The sequence below is a fragment of the Flavitalea plasmicola genome, from assembly GCF_030546645.1.
Classification (GTDB): Bacteria; Bacteroidota; Bacteroidia; order Chitinophagales; family Chitinophagaceae; genus Puia.
The window spans coordinates 1,027,692-1,048,256 of record NZ_JAUOTO010000001.1 but is presented as its reverse complement, the minus strand read 5'-3'; the positions used below and the strand labels follow the sequence as shown (position 1 = coordinate 1,048,256).

21 protein-coding genes are annotated in these 20,565 nt (G+C 50.2%); 4 read left to right on the top strand and 17 right to left on the bottom strand.

Translation table 11 applies throughout. The features are described 5' to 3' along the window. Window positions 1-113: 113 nt before the first annotated feature. On the top strand, window positions 114-2,396 hold the full coding sequence (locus Q4E93_RS04225) for a histidine kinase dimerization/phosphoacceptor domain -containing protein (protein ID WP_303582839.1): 2,283 nt from the start codon (window positions 114-116) through the stop codon (window positions 2,394-2,396). Here Q4E93_RS04225 and Q4E93_RS04220 read toward each other — a convergent pair. The 15 genes from Q4E93_RS04220 to Q4E93_RS04150 form a co-directional block, all read right to left on the bottom strand. Continuing rightward, the gene (locus Q4E93_RS04220) at window positions 2,367-2,756 is read right to left on the bottom strand and encodes an MGMT family protein (RefSeq protein WP_303582838.1); all 390 of its coding nucleotides are present in this window, start codon (window positions 2,754-2,756) and stop codon (window positions 2,367-2,369) included. The two genes, Q4E93_RS04225 and Q4E93_RS04220, sit on opposite strands and share 30 nt — an antisense overlap. Beyond that, window positions 2,756-3,112, bottom strand: coding sequence for an MGMT family protein (locus Q4E93_RS04215; protein ID WP_303582837.1), 357 nt, complete (start codon window positions 3,110-3,112; stop codon window positions 2,756-2,758). Before Q4E93_RS04215 ends, Q4E93_RS04220 begins: the two co-directional genes overlap by 1 nt. An 8-nt stretch (window positions 3,113-3,120) precedes the next feature. After that, window positions 3,121-6,210, bottom strand: coding sequence for a DUF5107 domain-containing protein (locus tag Q4E93_RS04210; protein ID WP_303582836.1), 3,090 nt, complete (start codon window positions 6,208-6,210; stop codon window positions 3,121-3,123). Between the two features lie 32 nt (window positions 6,211-6,242). After that, window positions 6,243-6,638, bottom strand: coding sequence for a hypothetical protein (locus Q4E93_RS04205; RefSeq protein ID WP_303582835.1), 396 nt, complete (start codon window positions 6,636-6,638; stop codon window positions 6,243-6,245). 3 nt (window positions 6,639-6,641) lie between these two features. Beyond that, window positions 6,642-8,054, bottom strand: coding sequence for an NADH-quinone oxidoreductase subunit N (locus Q4E93_RS04200; protein WP_303582834.1), 1,413 nt, complete (start codon window positions 8,052-8,054; stop codon window positions 6,642-6,644). An 8-nt stretch (window positions 8,055-8,062) separates the two neighbouring features. Further along, on the bottom strand, window positions 8,063-9,568 hold the full coding sequence (locus Q4E93_RS04195) for a complex I subunit 4 family protein (protein WP_303582833.1): 1,506 nt from the start codon (window positions 9,566-9,568) through the stop codon (window positions 8,063-8,065). Next, window positions 9,565-11,496, bottom strand: coding sequence for an NADH-quinone oxidoreductase subunit L (nuoL, locus tag Q4E93_RS04190; protein ID WP_303582832.1), 1,932 nt, complete (start codon window positions 11,494-11,496; stop codon window positions 9,565-9,567). The genes Q4E93_RS04195 and nuoL overlap by 4 nt, the downstream gene beginning before the upstream one ends. An 11-nt stretch (window positions 11,497-11,507) precedes the next feature. Continuing rightward, on the bottom strand, window positions 11,508-11,822 hold the full coding sequence (gene nuoK / locus Q4E93_RS04185; RefSeq protein ID WP_303582831.1) for an NADH-quinone oxidoreductase subunit NuoK: 315 nt from the start codon (window positions 11,820-11,822) through the stop codon (window positions 11,508-11,510). Next, complete coding sequence (locus Q4E93_RS04180; RefSeq protein WP_303582830.1) at window positions 11,819-12,337, bottom strand: NADH-quinone oxidoreductase subunit J family protein; 519 nt, start codon at window positions 12,335-12,337, stop codon at window positions 11,819-11,821. The genes nuoK and Q4E93_RS04180 overlap by 4 nt, the downstream gene beginning before the upstream one ends. Next, window positions 12,337-12,813, bottom strand: coding sequence for a 4Fe-4S binding protein (locus Q4E93_RS04175; RefSeq protein WP_303582829.1), 477 nt, complete (start codon window positions 12,811-12,813; stop codon window positions 12,337-12,339). Before Q4E93_RS04175 ends, Q4E93_RS04180 begins: the two co-directional genes overlap by 1 nt. Before the next feature lie 4 nt (window positions 12,814-12,817). Beyond that, the gene (gene nuoH, locus Q4E93_RS04170) at window positions 12,818-13,894 is read right to left on the bottom strand and encodes an NADH-quinone oxidoreductase subunit NuoH (RefSeq protein ID WP_303582828.1); all 1,077 of its coding nucleotides are present in this window, start codon (window positions 13,892-13,894) and stop codon (window positions 12,818-12,820) included. A gap of 68 nt (window positions 13,895-13,962) precedes the next feature. Further along, window positions 13,963-15,078, bottom strand: coding sequence for an NADH-quinone oxidoreductase subunit D (locus Q4E93_RS04165; protein WP_303582827.1), 1,116 nt, complete (start codon window positions 15,076-15,078; stop codon window positions 13,963-13,965). Between the two features lies 1 nt (window position 15,079). Further along, window positions 15,080-15,535, bottom strand: coding sequence for an NADH-quinone oxidoreductase subunit C (locus Q4E93_RS04160; RefSeq protein WP_303582826.1), 456 nt, complete (start codon window positions 15,533-15,535; stop codon window positions 15,080-15,082). Continuing rightward, window positions 15,532-16,026: an NADH-quinone oxidoreductase subunit B gene (locus tag Q4E93_RS04155; RefSeq protein ID WP_303582825.1), complete on the bottom strand. Its 495-nt coding sequence runs from the start codon at window positions 16,024-16,026 to the stop codon at window positions 15,532-15,534. Before Q4E93_RS04155 ends, Q4E93_RS04160 begins: the two co-directional genes overlap by 4 nt. 11 nt (window positions 16,027-16,037) lie before the next feature. Then, window positions 16,038-16,388 carry an NADH-quinone oxidoreductase subunit A gene (locus tag Q4E93_RS04150; RefSeq protein ID WP_303582824.1) on the bottom strand — a complete coding sequence of 117 codons (351 nt, stop codon included), beginning with the start codon at window positions 16,386-16,388 and terminating at the stop codon, window positions 16,038-16,040. Window positions 16,389-16,475: 87 nt separating this feature from the next. Between Q4E93_RS04150 and Q4E93_RS04145 the strand changes: the two genes are divergently transcribed. Further along, window positions 16,476-16,841 (top strand): VOC family protein, encoded by a 366-nt coding sequence (locus Q4E93_RS04145; RefSeq protein WP_303582823.1) that lies wholly within the window; start codon window positions 16,476-16,478, stop codon window positions 16,839-16,841. Between the two features lie 36 nt (window positions 16,842-16,877). Next, on the top strand, window positions 16,878-18,209 hold the full coding sequence (locus Q4E93_RS04140) for a DEAD/DEAH box helicase (RefSeq protein WP_303582822.1): 1,332 nt from the start codon (window positions 16,878-16,880) through the stop codon (window positions 18,207-18,209). Window positions 18,210-18,212: 3 nt separating this feature from the next. On the opposite strand, the gene Q4E93_RS04135 is transcribed toward Q4E93_RS04140, so the two are convergent. Next, the gene (locus Q4E93_RS04135) at window positions 18,213-18,449 is read right to left on the bottom strand and encodes a VF530 family protein (protein WP_303582821.1); all 237 of its coding nucleotides are present in this window, start codon (window positions 18,447-18,449) and stop codon (window positions 18,213-18,215) included. A gap of 97 nt (window positions 18,450-18,546) precedes the next feature. Between Q4E93_RS04135 and Q4E93_RS04130 the strand changes: the two genes are divergently transcribed. Further along, window positions 18,547-19,326, top strand: coding sequence for a hypothetical protein (locus tag Q4E93_RS04130; RefSeq protein ID WP_303582820.1), 780 nt, complete (start codon window positions 18,547-18,549; stop codon window positions 19,324-19,326). A 14-nt stretch (window positions 19,327-19,340) separates the two neighbouring features. On the opposite strand, the gene Q4E93_RS04125 is transcribed toward Q4E93_RS04130, so the two are convergent. Next, window positions 19,341-20,465 carry a YncE family protein gene (locus Q4E93_RS04125; RefSeq protein WP_303582819.1) on the bottom strand — a complete coding sequence of 375 codons (1,125 nt, stop codon included), beginning with the start codon at window positions 20,463-20,465 and terminating at the stop codon, window positions 19,341-19,343. Window positions 20,466-20,565 lie beyond the last annotated feature (100 nt).

Genomic DNA, 20,565 nt, shown 5'->3' with positions numbered 1-20,565 from the left:
TGATGCCTTCATTTCCGCCTATCTTTGTTATACCTCCCATCGATCCTTCAATCCACTACTGCTAAGGAAACTATCTCATTAATCAGCACCCTGCCATCTATCAATCCGAGTCAATGAGGAACAAACTTTTTTTTTACATCTTCTTATTTAACCTGATCGTCTTTTCAGCCACCGCCCAGGACCTGAGCCGGCGCGACGCCGACTCGATGTTGCATGCACTGAGAACGGCGGGTGAGGACACTGCCCATATCCGCCTGTTATTACGGCTGGCAGAATTCGAAATGTTCAAGCCCGGTGAGCGCAAGGCTGACCTGGACAGCGCTGACGGGTTTATCCGCCAGGCCAGGGCGCTGAATGCCGTTGTAAAGTCCCCGGAAGACGACGGATATATTATCCTGGAACAATCTTATCTGGCAAATGAATATAAAGACCGGGCAAAAGGAAGGCAGCTGCTGGAAGAGGCTATCCGGATATTGGATAAAGGGAATAACCATTTTCTGCGGGGAAAAGCCTATTCTGCCCTGGCCGGCTATTTTGACATCAACAACTCACTGGAGGTCCCCGACAGAATGCGTGCATTCAAGCAGGCTATCGCAGCTTTCAAAGATGGAGGCTACATCATGGAGGAAGCCTACGCATATAAGATGCTGGCTGAGACAGATTCGTCTGTTGAGGGGACAGAGCAGGCGCTCAACCAGTCGCTGTCGCTTTATAATTCCATCCATTACACCCAGCTGCAGGGGGTATATGACCTGTTTGCCTCACTCTATATATTCAATGGTAATTTTCCGGAAGCCTTGAAATGGGGATTGAAAGCTTTGAAAACGGCCGAAACAGTTGGGGACTCCTCGATGCAATTGTGCACGATCAACAATCACATCGCCATCATTTATGAGCTTCACCGCGATTCAGTCAATGCCATCAAATATTTTACGGAGGCCCTTCGAATAGCAGAAAGGTTCGACGACAAGCAAACCATCTACCTGCTGACGCATAATATAGCCAGTATCTATTTCAACCTGCAGCAGCCCCTTCCTGCCAGGGACCTCCTCCAGCATATTCAGGAAAGATACGGCCCACCGGATAAAGGATCCGTCATCACCTACTACCAGTTTGTCAGCGACGCTCTAAAAGTATACACTTTATCGAAACAATTCCAGCGCGCCGAACCTTACTATCGTCAACTGGCCGGCATAAAGAATGAAGATCAATTTCCCAAAAACAACCTCAGCGATTTCTATGTAGACATCCTGGATTATCTTTTGGCTTCAGGACAATACATCCGTATGCTGCCCTATTTAGAAAAGGATGAGGTCGTGGCAAAAGCTTACGGAAATCCCAGAAATCTGGCCAGGCTTCATAAACTTTGGTTTTCCTACGACACATCACGACGTGACTATAAGTCCGCCGTAGACCATATGCTGCAGTACGACGCGTTGTATGGAACCATATATACGCAGGCTAAAGATCGCGCAATCAAAGAATTACAGGTCGAGTTCGATACGAAGAAAAAAGAAGACCAGATCGCCCTGCTCAATAAAGAAGCGATGCTTGAGAAAGCCCATGTAAAGCAGGCCAACCTCGTGAAAGATTTTACCTTATGCGGGATCCTGCTGACGCTGGTCATTGCAGGTCTGCTGTTCCGGCAAAACAGGCTGAAGCAAAAGAACAACCGGATCATACTCCATAAGAACGAATTGCTTGAACACCTGGTGACGGAAAAGGAATGGCTTCTGAAAGAAGTGCACCACCGGGTCAAGAACAATCTCCACACCGTCATCAGCCTTTTGAGGTCCCAGGCGGCCTATCTGAAGAACGACGCACTAAAAGCCATCGAGAACAGCCAGCATCGCATCTATGCCATGTCAATGATCCATCAAAGACTATATCAATCCGATGACATCAAAACCATTGAGATCTCCCACTATCTCTCTGACCTGATACAATATTTATCCGATAGCTTCGGACCTCCCGCCAATGTTCGAATCCGGACGCATATACAACCGTTGACACTGGATGTCGCGCAGGCCGTCCCGATCGGTCTTATCATCAACGAAACGGTGACCAACGCCTTTAAATACGCTTTCCCTTTCGACATGCACGGAACCATCACGATCGAACTTTCACAAACGGGGCCCCTGGTACAATTGATGGTGGCAGACAATGGCATCGGCCTCAGCCATGATCCTGTCCATACCAATACCGAATCACTGGGGATCAAGCTGATAATGGGATTGGCCAGGGACCTGAAAGGTCATGTCCGTTTTGAGACCGACCAGGGCACCAGGATAACGTTCAAATTCCCGGCAGATCCATTTGATACCATGTCAATGACCGAATATTCCAGTGTAGCCGCGACGTCCCCTTCACAGCTCCCGCACCGGATCCCAGAATAGATCTCTAAACCCGACAACCTTGTCTCCAACCACCTCGACACCCTCCTTTATCAGCAGCTGCCGGCGGAAACTTTGATGCCCGCCAGATAAATGTCCGGTACTGTTAACCACCCGTTGATAGGGTATCGTTTTCCCTCCTTTGACCGGGAGCCCCATGGCCCTTCCCACCATCCTGGGATTCGGAAGGTTCAGTGCCTTGGAGATCGCCCCATATGAAGTAACCCTTCCTTTTGGTATCTGCCTTACGAGATCATGAATGAGATCGATCATGGATCCGGCTGCTTCTTTTTCCCCGGATGGTTTTACAGCAACCAACCTTGCCTTTTTAGACACCGGCTTGTCCTTTGCTATTTTTTTCATTACAATTCCTTTAACGGATCCCAAAACAATTGTTTAAAATCCACCACTTGGTTGTCCTTTACCACTACTCCTTCCTTTTCCAGCATCTGCTGCATTTTCTCCGGAGGGTTATAATGATGCCGGCCGGACAACAGCCCCTGCCTGTTCACCACCCGGTAAGTAGGCACCGGATCCGGGGCATTGGCGCCTGACAACATAGCCCACCCCACCATCCGGGCAGACAGCCTTGTGCCCAAGGCTGCAGCAATAGCGCCATAGGTCGATACTCTGCCCTTAGGTATCTGTCGTACAAGATCATGGACGAGGTCGAAGAAAGAGTCATCCTCCTTACCGGAGGGTTTTACACGCTTCAGCATATCCAAATTTAAGCAGGTTTCTCAGTCAAAGCTTCCAGCACCTCTACATTCGCATCTTTTTCCCCGCCGGCAAGTTGGACCTCATGCCTGCCCACAAATCTATCTTTACACCATTGCAGCACTTTTCCAAAAGCAGGATATGCAGCAATCTGTTCGTCCAGCCAGGCGATCGCTTTATCCCTGCCTTGTATCCTCTCCATCGCCCAGGCAGTTACCAATGCATTCGAAGGGATAAAATTTCTGACGGTATTATCCACCCGCGGCACGAAGACGAGGATCCTGCGCAATAGTTCCCCGGACTTCCTTCCGCCGGAAATATATTCCATCCAGTCTTCCAGGCGACTGTCAATCTCATCGTCATATGGCTTCCCCACACCCAAATTTTCAGGCCACAACCTCGCCGCTTTTATGTACTCCGCCGCTTTTTTATGATCATTACTGCCAAGCGCCTCTACCGCCTGCATCAGTTTGGTTTCACGGTATAATGTCCGGCCTTCCGTTGCGCCCTCGAAAGGAATGATCTCCAACTTTGAAAGTACCCCATCCGCATCCCTGTACCTTTTATTCAGTAAAAGGGTTTTGGCATATACCATACCCATTATATATTGATCCCGGTGCCCCCTATAGAATGCCCTGGTAATTGCCAACGCCTCCGCAGGCTGGCCGTGGTCCATATGATATTCAGCCAGCAATTTATGATACCTCCATTGTTCCTTGTCCAATGACAACGCACGCTGAAGATCCTGGAGGCACTGGGCACTATCCTGTTTAAAGATCGCAGCCCGTACAGCATAGAAAGGAGCGTAGTCCGGCGAGCTCCCACAAGCCATCAACAGATGCCTGCATTCATCCACCCTGTTCCTGTCTTTGTAAATCAACGCCAATTGATATTTCAACCACCAGTCGTCCTGGCTTTTCAGGAGGGCTTCCAATACAGCCCCCGTCTCGCTCCGGAAAGGGAATGCAAGCGCAGGATCGATCCGGGAGCAATCCACCTTCTGCCCCCGTAAAAAGCCCAACCAGTACGCAGCTTCAGTCGAGCCTGTGTCCATAGCAAATAATTCTTCCGCCTCCCGTATATAGCCCGCATTATAGTACCATACGGCCAGTTCCGTGTAAGTTTCGTGGGGAAGCTCACTTCTAATTAAAGACCTGAACTGCGCTTTGCCGGCTTCCGTTCGCCCTCCCAGGTACCCTTCAAACCTCGCAAAATGATTCAGTGGATCGCACCCAAGGATAATACGCAAGCGCTCCGATGCATTTAAAGTATCCCCCAGATACCTGTAAGCCACCGCTTCCAGCATCAACGCATCCATATTAAAACGGTTAAAATCGGTTGCTTTTTGAGCATACCGGATCGATTGTTCGTACAGTTTTTCCTTCCCGGTCAATTTGGCCAGGCCCGTATATGCCGCGCTCCTGTATTCCTGCGTCAGTGCGGCGATGCTGTACCCGTCTTTTGCATCAGCTGTATGGTTCAGCTGATCGTTGATCACCCCATAATAATAATTAGCTTCCCCGGAAACTCCATCTACCTGCAACGCCCGCCTTATTGTCGCCAATGCATCCTCGTATTGCATTTTCCTGTACCGGAGCACCGCCATTTCCACCAAAGCGGGCAAGAAATTCCCATCCTTTTCCAGCGCTTTCTGCAAATGCTGTCCTGCCTCCGCATACAACTTCTGATCCATCAGTTCCCTTCCCCGTATATATTCCCCGTACGCATCGTTCCAATTAAAATCCTTAGGTGTCTCCAAGGGACGGCGTAATACCCCCGCCGAAGGATCTGCGTCATAGACCATCCTGTTACCACCCAACGTCGCACGGAAAACACCGCCCTCAAACCTGACGGAATCTCCAAATGTCTGCAACGGCTCTAACCGGACCTTGCTGCTATAAACCAGCTTGTCCCCCACGCTCACCTGCAGGGAATCGTCAATCTTTTGCGCTGCAGAAAGATAGACCTTCAGCCAGCCATTTTCATTTTTTATATTCAAAGCCCCATAAGCATTCGCTTCTACCATCCCTTTAATGCCGGATACAGGATACCAATACTCCGTCCAGGTATCTGTCGCAAAAGGGGCAAAGCCGATATGCTTGAACGGTGTAAAACTGCTTCCAGGCGCATTCTGGTTAAACAGCCGCCCGGACTGCATTTCCACATATTGCCCATTTGTATCCGTAAGCATTTTCTCCCAGATCATTCCCTGCTGCGACAATCCCCATATCCATATTTTTTTCCCCGCCTTGTCATCATAAGTACCATATCTCACCATCCCATCATCCTCGTCATGATAGTAGGCCCCGAAAAAGTGCGTAAGCTTCCCCAACACGTGATAGGACTTATAGCCGCCGAAATCATTCTGCTCATAAAAATTAATTTTTTTACCATTGTCTTTGTTTATGGGCCAGTCCGCATATTCGCCCTCATGACCGATGTAATGCGTTCCGGGAAAAATGAATTCAAGCCCCCCTTTTGACTTCATGCCAAGGTTCATCCAATGGTAGTAAGGCTGCGACAAAGGAGTATGGTTGTACCAAAATGACCGGGTGGTAAAAAATGCCTTATCCTTAGGCAGGTTTATTTCAATTCTCCACTCGCTGCGCGTCAGCAGATCCAGCGTACCTATGACGCAGCTGACGCTGCCATCATTGTTCTTATACGTGGCATAATCCACCGGCGCCGCGCAGCTGGGCGCGTGTCCGATGATGCCATAATTCGCCTCCAGCCCCCCGCTCGTCCAGGGACCGCGCATTGCCACATCCCTGAATTTCACTGCACCATTATAATAGATAAATGACCTGCCAGTCTTATTTTCGATGGCCGCCCAGATCTTTCCGCCTACTTCCGGCAATATCAACACCGTAATTAGATCATTACGCAGCTCCACCACCTTCCATTGCTTCTGAACAGGCTTATTCGTAAACCCGTCAAATCTAAAATAAGGGTAAACTGGAGAAAGCAATGCCACCGGATTGGGATCCGAGTAGGGATATGTGGTGAACATTTTCATATACTCCCTCACGCTTGCCTCCTGCTGGGAAAAAGCCAAACCCGCACGGAATAACAAAATTATCAGAGCAGTCAGTCTTTTCATTTTTTTAATATTTTTCGCCGACCGACCGGCGCTTACCTCCCCTCGAAATATGGCTTCTCATCATCCGCCTCCTTTTCCTTCTGCTGCCAGTAGGCCAGCGTCACAGTATGCCCTTCCGGCGTCTTCAACAATCTTCCGAAGATGGCATTCACCGGGTTGAACATCACGTCCGTCACACCGACAGTAAAAGTCGCTGGCGGGGACGCAGCCGCCGGAGCAGCCCCCTCCACCGGAGCAGCCACCTCTCCTGGCACAGCTGCCGCCACAGCTCCCTTGGGGGGAGGGCTCACTACCACGATCACCGTATACCTGTTGTACTCCAGGATGCGCCGCAGGAAATCCACCCTCTCCGGGGGAACATTCTTCTCCACGATGGCGCATTTGACCCCGTTCAGCTCCTCGAATAAATGATTTTGATTGATAGCCATATCCTATAATCCTATGCTCAATGAATAAATGTAGTCGTAGACCCATCCCATCAGTCCTGTCATGATGATCCCCGCCACACAAATCAGGAAGGCTAGATTGGGCAAAAAAGGGATTGTTAGTTTTCCGATCGGCTCCGGCTGGCTTTCCATGAAGATAGCTTTTATCACCCGCAAATAGTAATACAGTGAAATGACCATATTCAGCGCGGCAATGCCGATAAACACATAATTGCCTTTCCCCACCCCTGCCATCAACAAAAAGAATTTACCAAAAAAACCCGCCGTAGGGGGAATGCCCGCCAGGGAGAACAATGAGATCGCCATTACCCAGGATAGCAAAGGGTTGGTGGCGTATAGTCCTTTGTAGTCGTCGATGCCTTCCTTCCCCGTCTGCGCGCTGATGAGCGATACGACGCCAAAAGCGCCCAGGTTGGAAAAAATATAGACAAGGATAAAATAGATCACGGACGCATCTCCTGTCCGGGAACTGCCGGTGATGCCGGCAAGTATAAACCCTGACTGTGCAATGGAAGAAAAGGCCAGCAGCCGCTTGAGCTTGTCTTGGCGCAGGGCGAACAGGTTGCCTGTCACCATGGTCAGTATCGATAAAAGGACCAATATCCTGTACCAGTTGGCGGCCAATGGCTTAAAGACGGTATACAGCACCTGGATAAATACGAAGAACACCGCGCCCTTGGAGATGACGGATAAGTAGGCGGAGACCGTAACGGGAGAACCTTCATAGACATCGGCCGTCCATAAATGGAAGGGGACGACGGAGATCTTAAAAGCAAAGCCTGATAAGAGAAGAATAAAGGCAAAGAGCTGGAAGGCGCTGCCATCGAGGCGTTGGCCGATGGTATCAAAGTCCAGGGTCCCTGTGGCGCCATAAAGCAGGGAAATGCCAAATAAAAGCAGGGCGGAGGAAAAGGCAGAGGACATAATAAATTTCATTGCGGCTTCCGAAGATTGCCTTTTTTCCAGATCGAAGCTGGAGAGGGCAGCCAGGGGGATGGTGGATAGCTCAAGTCCAAGATAGAACATCAGCAGGTTGCCCGCCGAGATCATGAAGAAAAACCCTACCAGGGTAGCCAGCAATAACAGATAGAATTCCAGCACCTGCCGGTGGCCCTTCAGCCAGTCATATGCCTGAAGCGAGATGATAAGCGTTCCCAGGTTGAGTATATTCTTTTCCAGGACCAGCAGCTTATTTGTATGGAACATGCCACTGAACAAAATGGAGTCCTGACAGCCAATGAACCCCAGGATAAAATTCGCCAACAGCAGCCCGTTAACGAGGTTGAGAATGACGGCGGTCTTATACTCCGTCGCCCCTACTTTTATGAATAACAGAAGGAAGATGATGCCGGTGACGATCAATTCCTGCCGCAACGAGAAAATAAAGCCAGCCCACATAGATTAGTTCATTTAATGATGGATGTTTTTTCGGCATGATCCATGATCGATCCAACGCCGGATGCCAGCAGGTCGTTCAGCCAGAAAGGCGCAACGCCGATGGCAATAATGCCCGCACCCAACAAGATGCCCGCCAGTTTCTCATTCCATGTCGCGTCGGCAAGTCCGTTATATTGCGGTTCTCTCACGGGCCCCATGATCACTTGCCCTGTCGCCCGAAGGATATACACCGCCGTGATCACTATGGAAGCGCAGGCCAATATCGTCGCCAGGCGATACATTTCGCCGGCATGCTGCCAGGATCCCATGAAAACAGTGATCTCGGCCACAAAACCGCTGAGGCCGGGCAATCCCAGTGAACATAGACCTGCGATCACGAATATGGTGGAAATGAAGGGCATTATTTTCAGCAGGCCGCCCAACCGACCGACCAGCCTCGTATGCGTCCGGTCATAGATCATCCCAATGGCGGCAAAGAAAAGCGCCGTCATCAGCCCGTGAGAGATCATCTGCATAACAGCGCCTGCGATTGCCGTCCTCGTCAGCATGCCAATCCCCAGCAGGATAAAGCCGCAATGGCTGATGGACGAATACGCGTTGATATATTTCAGGTCTTTCTGCATCATGGTCGCAAAGGCGCCATACACGATTGCTATCGTCGCCAGCAGGATGATGAGGGGTGAATATTCCCGCGCAGCGTCTGGCATAAGGAACACCGCCACCCGCAGACAACCGTAACCTCCCAGCTTCATCGAAATACCCGCCAGGAACATCGACGCGGCCGTCGGCGCGGACGAGTGACCGTCAGGCACCCAGGTATGAAAGGGGAACAAAGCCGTAAAAATGCCGAAGCCGGCAAATAAGAAGGGAAAGAAGACCCGTTGCACTTCCGCCGGAAACTGCATTTGCGAGATGGTTACCCAATCAAAAGTATGCGGCCCGCCTGCGCCACCTGTGTGATAGTACAACCCCAGCAACCCGATGAACACCAGTGCCGATCCACTCGTCAGCATCAACGCCAGCTTCATGGCGCTATACTCCTTTTTGCCGCTGCCCCACACGCCTATCAGCAAAAATTTCGGGATCACCGAAACCTCCAGGAAAAAGAAAAGCGTAAAAAGGTCGAGCGAAAGAAAAAAGCCATAAGCGCCTGCACTTAGAAAGAGCAGTAAAGTAAAAAATTCCTTGCTCATCGTTTTAATGCTCCAGGATACTAATATCGCCGCCTCCATGACTATGGCCGTCAGCAGGATCATAGCAACGGAGATCCCATCCACGCCGATGTGATACCAGATATTCAACGGCAGGTACCAGGCATGCCGATACTCGAACAGCATAGCAGCATCGTTGCCGGCAGCGCGTTCTTTCCAGTATAAGGCCAATAACCCGAAGGACAGCACCAATTGCACCGAAGCTCCGGCAAGGGATACCCAACGCACCCGGTTGAGACCCCTGCAAAACAGTACGGCTACCGCCGTGATCAATGGCGCCAGGACCAGCAATGATAAGTTCATGTGTATATATAAATAAATAAAACCGCTAATGCCGCTACTCCGGCAAAAAAGTACAAGGCATAGTCCTGTACCCTCCCCGATTGAAATCCCTTTATCCGGGCAGAGATCCTTGCAGTCACCCCTGCAAGGAGATTCATAAACCCGTCCACGATATTCCTGTCGATCCACGCCGCAGGCCTGCCGATGAAATTGAAAATAATTTTTTTCGTAATAAAGGAATATACTTCGTCGATATAAAATTTATGGTAAGCAAATTTATACAGACCGCCAAGCGCGGCTGCCGCCTTTGCAGGCCGGGCGCTCTCTTTCTGGTAGAAAAAGCCGGCCAGCAGCATACCCAGTAATGCAAGCATTACCGGGGCGATCGCAAAACCACCAATTCCCTGGCCTTTCCCCGGCGCGCCATCATAGGTCACCCATCGGGAGAATGGGACGAATCCGGCGAATATCGCACCCGCAGCAAGTATCACCAGCGGGATCTTCATCGTAAGAGGCGCTTCCCCATGATGACTGCCAACATCTTGTGACTGCCGGCGCCAAAAAACGGAAAAGTAAAGCCTGAACATGTAAAAAGCCGTCAGCCCCGAAGTAAACAATCCGACGGCAAACACGAATTTATTGGCATGAAAGGCCGCCAGCAGGATCTCTTCCTTACTAAAGAACCCCGAGAAAGGCGGAATGCCGGCAATCGCCAGGCAGGCGATCAAAAAGCAGCCATGCGTCAGCGGGAGAAGCTTCCTCAATCCTCCCATATCCTTCATTTCATTGCTATGGACCCTATGGATGATCACACCCGCGCAGAGGAAAAGCAAGGCTTTGAAAAAAGCATGGGTAAAAAGATGGAACATGGAAGCCGTATATCCCAATGTGTTCTCTTCTCCGGCAGCCTGAAAAGTACCCAATGCAAACATCATATACCCTATCTGCGACATCGTCGAATAAGCAAGCACCCGCTTGATGTCCGTCTGCACGCAGGCGACGATGGCCGCAAACAACGCAGAGAAGGCTCCCACATAAAGGACGACCCGTAACACTGCGGGATCAGCGAACATATACACCGGGTACAGCCGCGCCACAAGATATACGCCGGCCACTACCATCGTTGCGGCATGGATCAGGGCTGAAACAGGCGTAGGTCCTTCCATCGCATCCGGCAGCCAGATATGCAGGGGGAAGAGCGCCGACTTGCCCGCCCCTCCGATAAATACAAGCACCAGCCCCCAGGACAGCAGGGAAATGCCCAGGAAAGACGCCCTGGTAATACTTGCCAGCTGCGGGGAAGGACCGGTGAGCCGCTGGATCAACGTATGAAAATCCAGCGTCTCCGCGTGGAAAGACAGGATCAATATCCCGACAAGAAAACCCAGGTCGGCAAAACGGGTGACGATAAAGGCCTTTTTAGCCGCGGCGACAGCCGATGGCCGGTCGAAATAATACCCAATCAGCAGGAAGGATGAGCAACCCACCAGTTCCCAGAAAATATAGATCTCGAAGATATTCCCTGACAGCACCAGCCCCAGCATGGAAAAAGTGAAGAGACCGAGAAAAGCATAGTAAGTGCCGAATCTCGTCTCCCCTTTCATATACCCCAGGCTAAATACATGCACCATCAGCGAAACGAAGCTGACCACCACGATCATCATCACCGAAATAGGGTCGAGGATAACGCTCAGGTCGATAGAAAGCCCCGGGGAAAAAGTCAGCCAGGTCACCTTCAGCGGAGTGATGAGCCGGCAGGCCCCATCTGACAGGCATGCAGCGAAGTACCGGTAAGCCGTCCACAGCGACAAGCCGGTGGAGATCAGCACCGCGCCTGTTCCGATTATGCCGGAAAGGCGCAGGAGAGACTTCCTACCGAACAGCCCCAGAACAACAAAGGCGGCCAGCGGCAACAAAGGGATCAAGGCTATATAAGCATCGTTTGGCATATTCGCAACATTCAGAATTTCATTTCATTGGCATCCTCCACATCGATGGACCGAAGGTTCCTGTATAGATTGATAATGATCGCAATAGCCACCGCCGCTTCAGCAGCGGCAATGGCGATGATAAACAAGGAAAAAAAAACACCTTCCAGTTTCTCCGGGTACAGGTATTTATTAAAAGCGATAAAGTTGATATTCACGCTGTTCAGGATCAATTCCACTGACATCAGCATCGTGATCATATTTCGTCTCGTAAACAGGCCGTACATGCCGATGAAGAAGAGCGCAGTGCTTACAAACAGGATATGGCTCAATGGCACCTGGTTCATTTGTCTTCCGGTTTTGTTTTAATTGCAATGACGATGCAGCCGATCATGGCTGCCAGCAACAGGATGCTGATCACCTCGAATGGCAATACGTAGCCATGCTCAGAAGTGCTGAGCATTTGCGCCCCGATATTCCCCACACTTGCATCGATGGTCCCTTGCCCGACAGGGTGAAAACCATATCGCCGTATCATAAGCCAGGTCAGCATAAAACCCGCGCCGGCTGCCAGGACGGAGAATATAGCCCTGCTACGCACCGGCGCCGGCAAGTCCTTCCCCGATTGTTGTGTGAGAAAGATGGAAAAGATGATCAGCACGACGATTCCGCCGACGTAGACCACGATCTGGACGGCCGCAATAAATTCCATCTGCAGCCAGAAATACAATCCGGCAATGCCCGTAAGGGAGAACAACAGCCAGATAGCCGAACGGAATATTTTCCTGGAGGCCACGGCCAACAGGCCTGCTGCCAGGATAAAAAAGGAAAGTATATAAAAAACGACAGCAGACGCACTCATTATTCAACGCCCTCTCTGATTTTAGAACCCGGTTTATTTAATTTTTTAGTCAGCTCGCTGCGGTCATACACACTATGCTCAAAATTCTGCGCCATCTTGATGGCGTCGGTGGGACAAGCCTCGATACATAGGTTACACATCGTGCAAAGCTCCAGGTGGTAAATAAAAGTATCGAGCGCCTTTTTCTTTTTCCCTTCCGGCGTCATATCGAATTTAGTGATGATCTTGATGGTCCCGTTGGGGCAGGCCAGCTCACAAGCCGTACAGCCCGTGCAGGCATGCTCATTCTTCTCGTCATGCAGCATGACCACTTCCCCGCGAAACCGCTCCGGCAGCTTCATTTCCTCCTTGTTATCCGGGTACTGCTGCGTAATGATCTCCTTGCGATGGGTGAAATAGTAGCCTGTCAGCCGCATCCCTTTTAATAGGGAACGCACCGCGCCAAACACATCCGATATATATTTCTTTAAGAACATTTTATTAAAAATGCCATCCTTCGATGGCGATCAAAGTCATCAACAGCAGGTTGACCATGCTGATCGGCAACAGATACTTCCACTCCAGGTTCAGCAGCTGGTCGATCCGCAGCCGGGGAAAAGTCCAGCGAAACCACATGATCACGAAGATCAGGAAAAAGGTCTTGCCCATAAACCATAGGGAGGATGGGATATAATCCATCACCTGGTTGAACCCCGTCCAATGACCAATGTGCAGGGGCATCCAGCCCCCCAGGTACAAAGTGGCGGCTATCGCGCACACGATAAAGATGTTCACATACTCGGCCAGGAAGAACAGCGCGAATTTCATCCCGGAATATTCCGTATGAAACCCGGCGGTGAGCTCCGATTCCGCCTCGGCCAGGTCGAAAGGCGCACGGTTAGTCTCCGCCGTGACAGCGATGATGAAAATCACAAACGATAGAAGGGCAGGGATATGACCTTTGAACAGCCACCAGCCATCCTGCTGGGACGCGATGATATCCTGGATACGCAGGCTTCCTGTCAGCACCACGATAGAGATCACCGAGATCCCCGCGGACAATTCATAGCTGACGATCTGGGCGCCGCTGCGCATGGCGCCCAACAGCGAATATTTATTATTGCTGGCCCAGCCGGCCATGAGTATGCCGATCACGGAAAGAGAGGAAACGGCGGAAATATATAACACCCCGATATTGAGGTCCCAGATCTGCGTTCCCTTGGCAAAGGCCACCGGGGCCAGTATCAACATCGCTACGATAATGACCACGAAGGGCGCCAGGTTGAACAGGAACTTGTCCGCCCCGTCGGGAGTCAGTCCTTCCTTCATCGCCAGCTTCAGCGTATCCGCCACCGTTTGCAGGGTTCCGCCCGGTCCAACCCGGTTGGGTCCGAGCCGGATCTGCATATAGGCAGAGACCTTTCTCTCCATCAGCACCAGGACCAGGCCCAGCACCGCAAACAGGCTGATCGCACAAATCCCCACGATCAGGGACTCCACCAGCAGGACAACTGTCGGATGGAACATGCTGTTTAGCCAGGCATCAATGGAATGGGTTATATTTTCTATGCTAAGCATATCGTTAATATTCTCTCTCCTTGCAGCTTGAGGCTTGCAGCTTGAGGCTTGCAGCTTGCAGCTCAAAACTATCTGTCTATGTCCGGTATCACCAGATCCAACGTCCCCATGATCGCTACCAGGTCCCCTATCTTATATCCCCTCGCCATGTGGTCCAGTGCGGAGAGATTGGAAAACCCGGGACTTCGGAATTTGATCCGGTAAGGCGTCGTTCCACCTTCGCTGATGATGTATACGCCGAATTCACCCCTTGCCGTCTCCACCCTTGAATAAAATTCTCCCTTGGGCAATTTCAGCACTGCTTTCGTCTTTGCCTGGAATTCCCCTTCGGGGATATTATCGATCAGCTGTTCTATTATGGACAGCGACTGGCGCATTTCCTGCATGCGGACCATATAACGGGCGAAACAATCTCCCCCCGTCGCAGTCACCTCTTCAAATTGCAACTGCCCATACACTTCATAGGGATATAATTTCCGTATATCACAGCTCACGCCACTGCCCCTGGCGGTAGGCCCCGTGCAGCCGTAGGAGACAGCACTCTCTGCAGACAGGTAGCCGATGCCCTCCATTCTGCTCTTAAAGATAACATTTCCCGTCACCAGCTCATCATACTCGTCTATCTTGGTACGGAAAAAGCGGATGAATTCCTTCACTTTTTTCTGAAAATCAGGGTGCAGATCGGCCATTACCCCGCCGGGTACCATATAATTCATGGTCAACCTGGCCCCGCAGGTCTCCTCCATGATATCGTTGATGGCCTCCCGCTCCCGGAAAGCATGAAAAAAAGGTGTGAGGGCGCCTACATCCATGGCCATTGCCCCCCACCATAGCTGATGGGAAGCCAGCCGGGTCAATTCATCCATCAGAACGCGGATCACTTTAGCCCGGGGAGGCACTTCGATCTGCATTCCTTTTTCCACACACAAGGCACAGCCGTGATTGTTGATATGTGAAGAAAGGTAATCCATACGGCTGGTGACATAAATAAATTGCCGGTAAGACAGGCTTTCACACATCTTCTCGATACTGCGATGAATATACCCGAGGTGAGGTTCGACCTTTTTGATCGTCTCTCCGCTGAGCGTAATGACAAGATGCAGCACGCCATGTGTAGATGGATGTTGCGGGCCCAGGTTGATCACCAGTTCCCCTTGCTCGGTCGTGCCTACTTCCTGGATCATTTTATAGTTTAATCATATTGACCGGGTCCTCGTAGTCCTTCCGCAACGGCCATCCATTCCATTCATCCGTCATGAACAACCTCCGGAGGTCGGGATGGCCCGTGAACACCACACCGAAAAGGTCGAATGCCTCCCGTTCATGAAATTCAGCAGTACGCCAGATGTCGGATACCGTCGGAAGCGATGGATGATCGTGGTCGAGCTTCACCTTCACCACCATCGTATGACGATGGAGAGTCGATGTCAGATGGTAGACCATCGTGAAATGTGTCCGCCAATCAACCGCCGTCACACAAAACAAAAAGTCAAATTCCAACCCCGCGTCCGACCGGAGATGTCGTGCGAACCCTTCCCACCCGGCCGGGTCGACGACTGCCGTCGTCCATTCCGCGCCTTCTTCGAAGGTTGGGGGAAGCAGCAGCGCTTCCAATCTGACTTTTAGTTCTTCCTTGTTCATGAAACGCCTTCCCTTATTTTTTTCTGTAAAGCGATCAATGCATGCAGCAAAGCTTCCGGACGGGGCGGACATCCCGCGACATAGACGTCTACCGGTATCACATGATCCGCGCCCTTTACTACGGAATAAGTGTTGTAGAAGAATGGCCCTCCGCTCGTGGCACAGGCGCCCATGGCTATCACATATTTCGGATCGGCCATCTGGTCGTAGAGTCTTTTCAGAACAGGCGCCATTTTGTTTACAATCGTCCCGGCGATGATGATCACGTCCGCCTGCCTGGGTGTAGCTCTCGCCACTTCAAATCCAAAGCGCGACCAGTCGTATTTCGCCGCAGCCGTAGACATCATTTCAATTGCACAGCAAGAGGTGCCAAATACAAGCGGCCAGAGCGAATTCGATCGCGCCCAGTTGATCACTTCATCCAATTTGGTTACGAGGATGCCTCCCCCCGCCGTCGGGTGCACTTCTCCGGGAAAAGGTTTATCCGCCATATTTTGAGGAACTACATCCATTTCAACGCTCCCTTTTTATGCGCATACAAGAATCCCATAAACAGGATGAACAGGAATATCACGATCTCTCCCAGCGCCGCCATTCCTACTTTTTTCACCGCCACCGCCCAGGGATACATAAAGACAAGCTCCACATCGAAAATGAGGAAGATGAGCGCATACAGATAATATCCGATATTGAACTGGTTCCAGGGAGTGCCCGTGGTTGGGATGCCACACTCATAGGCCTGGCCTTTCTGCAGATTTTTTGTCCCTTTTACGAAAAACCGGGCAACAGCAATTCCCCCGGCTGCAAAGGCAACCCCCGCGAAAAAAAGGACAATTAATGAAGCGCTTCCCATGGGTAAAGGTTTATTTGCCCTGTACTAATATACCGATATTTACCTGGTTAAATCGAAAAAAATCAAATAACTTCGAAATAGCAACCAATGGAACATAAAGCCAGATCGATCCGACCATTCATCGGAGCCAAAGATTTCGAACTGTCCCGCAGCTTTTACAGGGACCTGGGCTTCCAGGAAAGTATTTTGGGCCATAATATGTCCTTATTCACCACAGAGGGTATAGGATTCTACTTACAGGATGCTTACGTCCGGGATTGGATAGATAATTCAATGATCTTTTTGGAAGTGGAAGATGTAGGCCGTTACTGGAAAGAACTATTGGCTTTGGATCTGACAGCTAAATACAAAGGCGTAAAACTAACCCCCATCCGGGAATATGATTGGGGCAGAGAATGTTTTATGCACGACCCATCGGGGATCCTCTGGCACTTTGGCGAGTTTTTTGACTAAAGTATACCCTACCTTTGTCTCTCAATATCAATGGTAATGACCTTTAGCGATCTTAATCTGACCAAACCTTTACTGAAAGCATTAGAAGAGCAGGGTTATCAGTACCCTACCTCTATTCAGCAAAAGACCTTCTCCGTGATCATGTCCGGACGGGATGTATGCGGCATAGCCCAAACAGGGACGGGCAAGACGATCGCCTATTTACTGCCCTGCCTCCGGCAATTGACTTTTTCAAAGAGCAGGACCCCGCAGTTCCTGATCATTGTCCCCACCCGCGAACTGGTCTTACAGGTCGTAACAACAATAAAGGCGCTGACCTCCTATATGACCCTTCAGACGGTGGGGATCTATGGAGGAGTGAATACCAATACACAAAGAACGGAAGTAGAAAAGGGACTTGATATACTGGTGGCTACCCCTGGCAGATTATACGATCTGGTCCTCAGCGGCTCTTTACGACTGAATACGGTAAAAAAGCTGGTGATCGACGAAGTGGACGAAATGCTTAATCTGGGATTCCGTACCCAATTACGCAATATCCTGGATCTGCTGCCAGCCAAAAGGCAAAACCTGCTGTTCTCTGCCACCATTACAGATGAAGTGGACAGGCTGATGGATGATTATTTCAACAACCCGCAGCGGATCGAAGCGGCGCCCACCGGCACCCCGGTGGAAAATATCGATCAAAAAGCATATGAAGTCCCCAACTTCAACACCAAGATCAACCTCCTGGAACTCCTCCTTAACAAGGATCCTGCCATGAACAAGGTCCTGGTCTTCGTCTCGACGAAACAATTGGCGGATCAGCTCTATGAACAACTGTCTGGAAAATTTCCCGGCAAAACAGGCGTTATCCACTCCAATAAAGATCAGAATCACCGGTTTAATACGGTCAATAAATTCAAGACCGGAGAATTTAATACGGTGATCGCCACCGACATTATAGCAAGAGGCCTCGACGTAACCGAGGTGTCCCATGTCATTAACTTCGATATGCCTGATGTTCCCGAAGACTATATTCATCGGATCGGAAGGACGGGAAGAGCCGATCGGAAAGGAATCGCCATCAGCCTTATTACGGAAAGAGATAAAGAGATCCGCGCCGGGATAGAGCACCTGATGAACTTTAAAATTCCTGTCATTCCCTTGCCGGATGCACTGGAGATCTCCGACATCCTGACCGAAGACGAAAAGCCAAAGCAGTATACCAAGGCCATCCCCTTAAATATCCCCAAACCTGAATTTGCAGGCGGAGCATTCCATGAAAAGCTGGAAAAGAATAAAAAGGTCAATGTCGTCGTGCGCCATGCCGACCGCATGCAAAAGAAATATGGCAAGCCTAAGACAAGAGGCGCGAAAAAGAAATAGCCCCTACTTCAGTTTATTCTTCCGGAGCGAATATTTATAAAAATCCTCCACCTTTGTCCTGGCCCAGGGCGTCTTGCGCAGGAATTTCAAGCTGGATTGCACCGATGGATTATCCGTAAAACACCTGATCCGGATCTGCATGCCCAATGCCTCCCAGCCATAGCTTTCCACCAGGTGGTTGATGATCTTTTCCAGGGTCAATCCATGTAAAGGATCATTCGAGGGCTTTTGTTGCTGCATATTCATCTGTTTGAATTACAAATATAAAATTGTAAATTTAGAGAGCATCGGAAAAACATTGAATCTATTACATTTTTAGTTACCTTATCCTCGTCATATGCGCGAAAAATCCTTGGAACGCTTTACAAGCCCAGGCCGTAGCATTTCCAATGCGGAAAATACAGGATCACGGGCGCTCATGCAACGGCGGGCTGCTCCCGTCATACAGATGATGATCCCTCGAGGGGTGGAAAAAGGGACGACCGTGTATATGCTGAACAGGCATAAGTATAAGATTAAGAGGCAGTCCAAGTCGGACCCGGATTATTACTATGTGAAGAGGAAGGGCAAGAATGAAAAAAAAGTAAATAAAAGCGAGCTCTATTTCAAGAAGGACTTACCTGCCAAAAAAAAGCGGGACCGGTCGGACGAGGAAGCCGACACGCCCAAAAAGGCGAAAACTGAGGACAGGGAGAAGGAAGTAGGAGGAAAAGAGGTCGACGACGAAGGGATATTCGGCCCTGTTCAGGAATTCCCGGTGGAGTCGTCTCCTGCTGTAAGACCTGTAGATACTGCACCGAAGAGATTCTTTGGACCGATCATGCCGCCCGGCGGAAATCCATCGATGCCGGCCTTTCAACCGGGGACCGATTTTAATGCCAAGGCGAGGGCAGCCCAGTATCCTTACATACCCGATAGTCACCTCAACAGGAAAATTATTGACATTGTGAATGGCTTGAAGAGGGGTACTATCAAAATGGATAAGACTCCGCACCAGGATCAGCATTTCACCGTCAACAGAATCGCACCCGGCTATCATTTCTATTTGGCCAACGAAGACGCGTCTGTGTGGAAAGTTATTAAGATCTCTGATGGATATGGTTACAGTTGGACTTGATGAAGGCAATCGGGCTAACGTACATCTCCAACGCCAAACTGGTTCCCCGCACGCACCGCCTTATTTTTATTGAACCGGACTTCCACCATTTTTTCGCTGGCCACATTATTGTTGAACTCATCCTTCAACGTCAAAAGGATTTTACGCGTTTTTACATCTATTACCTCGCCGCTGGATGGGTATGCATACCTGCCATCTATACTAAAGGTGATCCATCCGGGCATATCCTGTAGAGGGATCGTGGTCAGCTGCTGATAAGGCGGTATGGCACTAAATACGTGCAATCGCATATTATGCCCATCGCAGACCCATAATTCCTTTTCATCCGGCGTAAGACCGATGCCATGGCTGGGATTGCCGTGTCTCCTCACCGGCCCCGGCTCCCATCCCTCCACCACCACATGGGCGACCTTTGTACCACTTTTCAGATCACCGACCTCAAAACCCAGCAGACTATCCACCGTGGCATAGACCAGGGTTTCTTTGCCATTGATGGTGAAGGGCCGGACATTGTTTTCAAAAGGCCCCACCTTTCCAGTCAATACATGTTTATTTGCGTCCGCAATGTATAGCCAGCGACTGCCAATATCATCCAGGTACACGTTCCCCATCCGTCCGTAAATGGTATTGTGCGCCCTTTTATACACAGTGATCTTTTTAAGGACGTCGCCCGTCCGGCAATCCACCACATTCCAGAAAGTATTCTCCAGGGATGGCAGGTACATGGTAAGTCCATCCGGTGAGATAGCCATCCGATCGCAGCCCCCTTCGAATTTTCTCTCCCATAAGATCTCATCAGTCGTCAGATCAATGCGCTGAAGCCCTTCGAGCGTGCTTATATAGATGCTGTTGAGGGGGATGCTCACAGCGATCCCCTTCACATTGGAAGGCTTGCCGTCCGGATGAAGCCCCCCGGTCCTGATCCTTTTTATAAAGCGATGGTGATCGCGCATGTCAAAAACAAGAACGCCATGCCCGCCGTATCCCAGGTAATCACGAATACCGGGTGTTGCCACATACAGATACTGTTTCTCTGCTGCAGCCGGGCTTTGTGCCTTCACCAGCCGACAGGCGCCAATGAGAAGAAAGAATATGGTCAGCCTGCGATAGAATATAGATCCTGGTATAGTCAATTTCATAGTCTTCGTTCTGGATCAGGTGAAAGGATGGTTCTAAATATACCCAAAAAAAGGCTTCATTTCTCCCTATTTCTATTACGATTTTTCCTAATTTTAATAG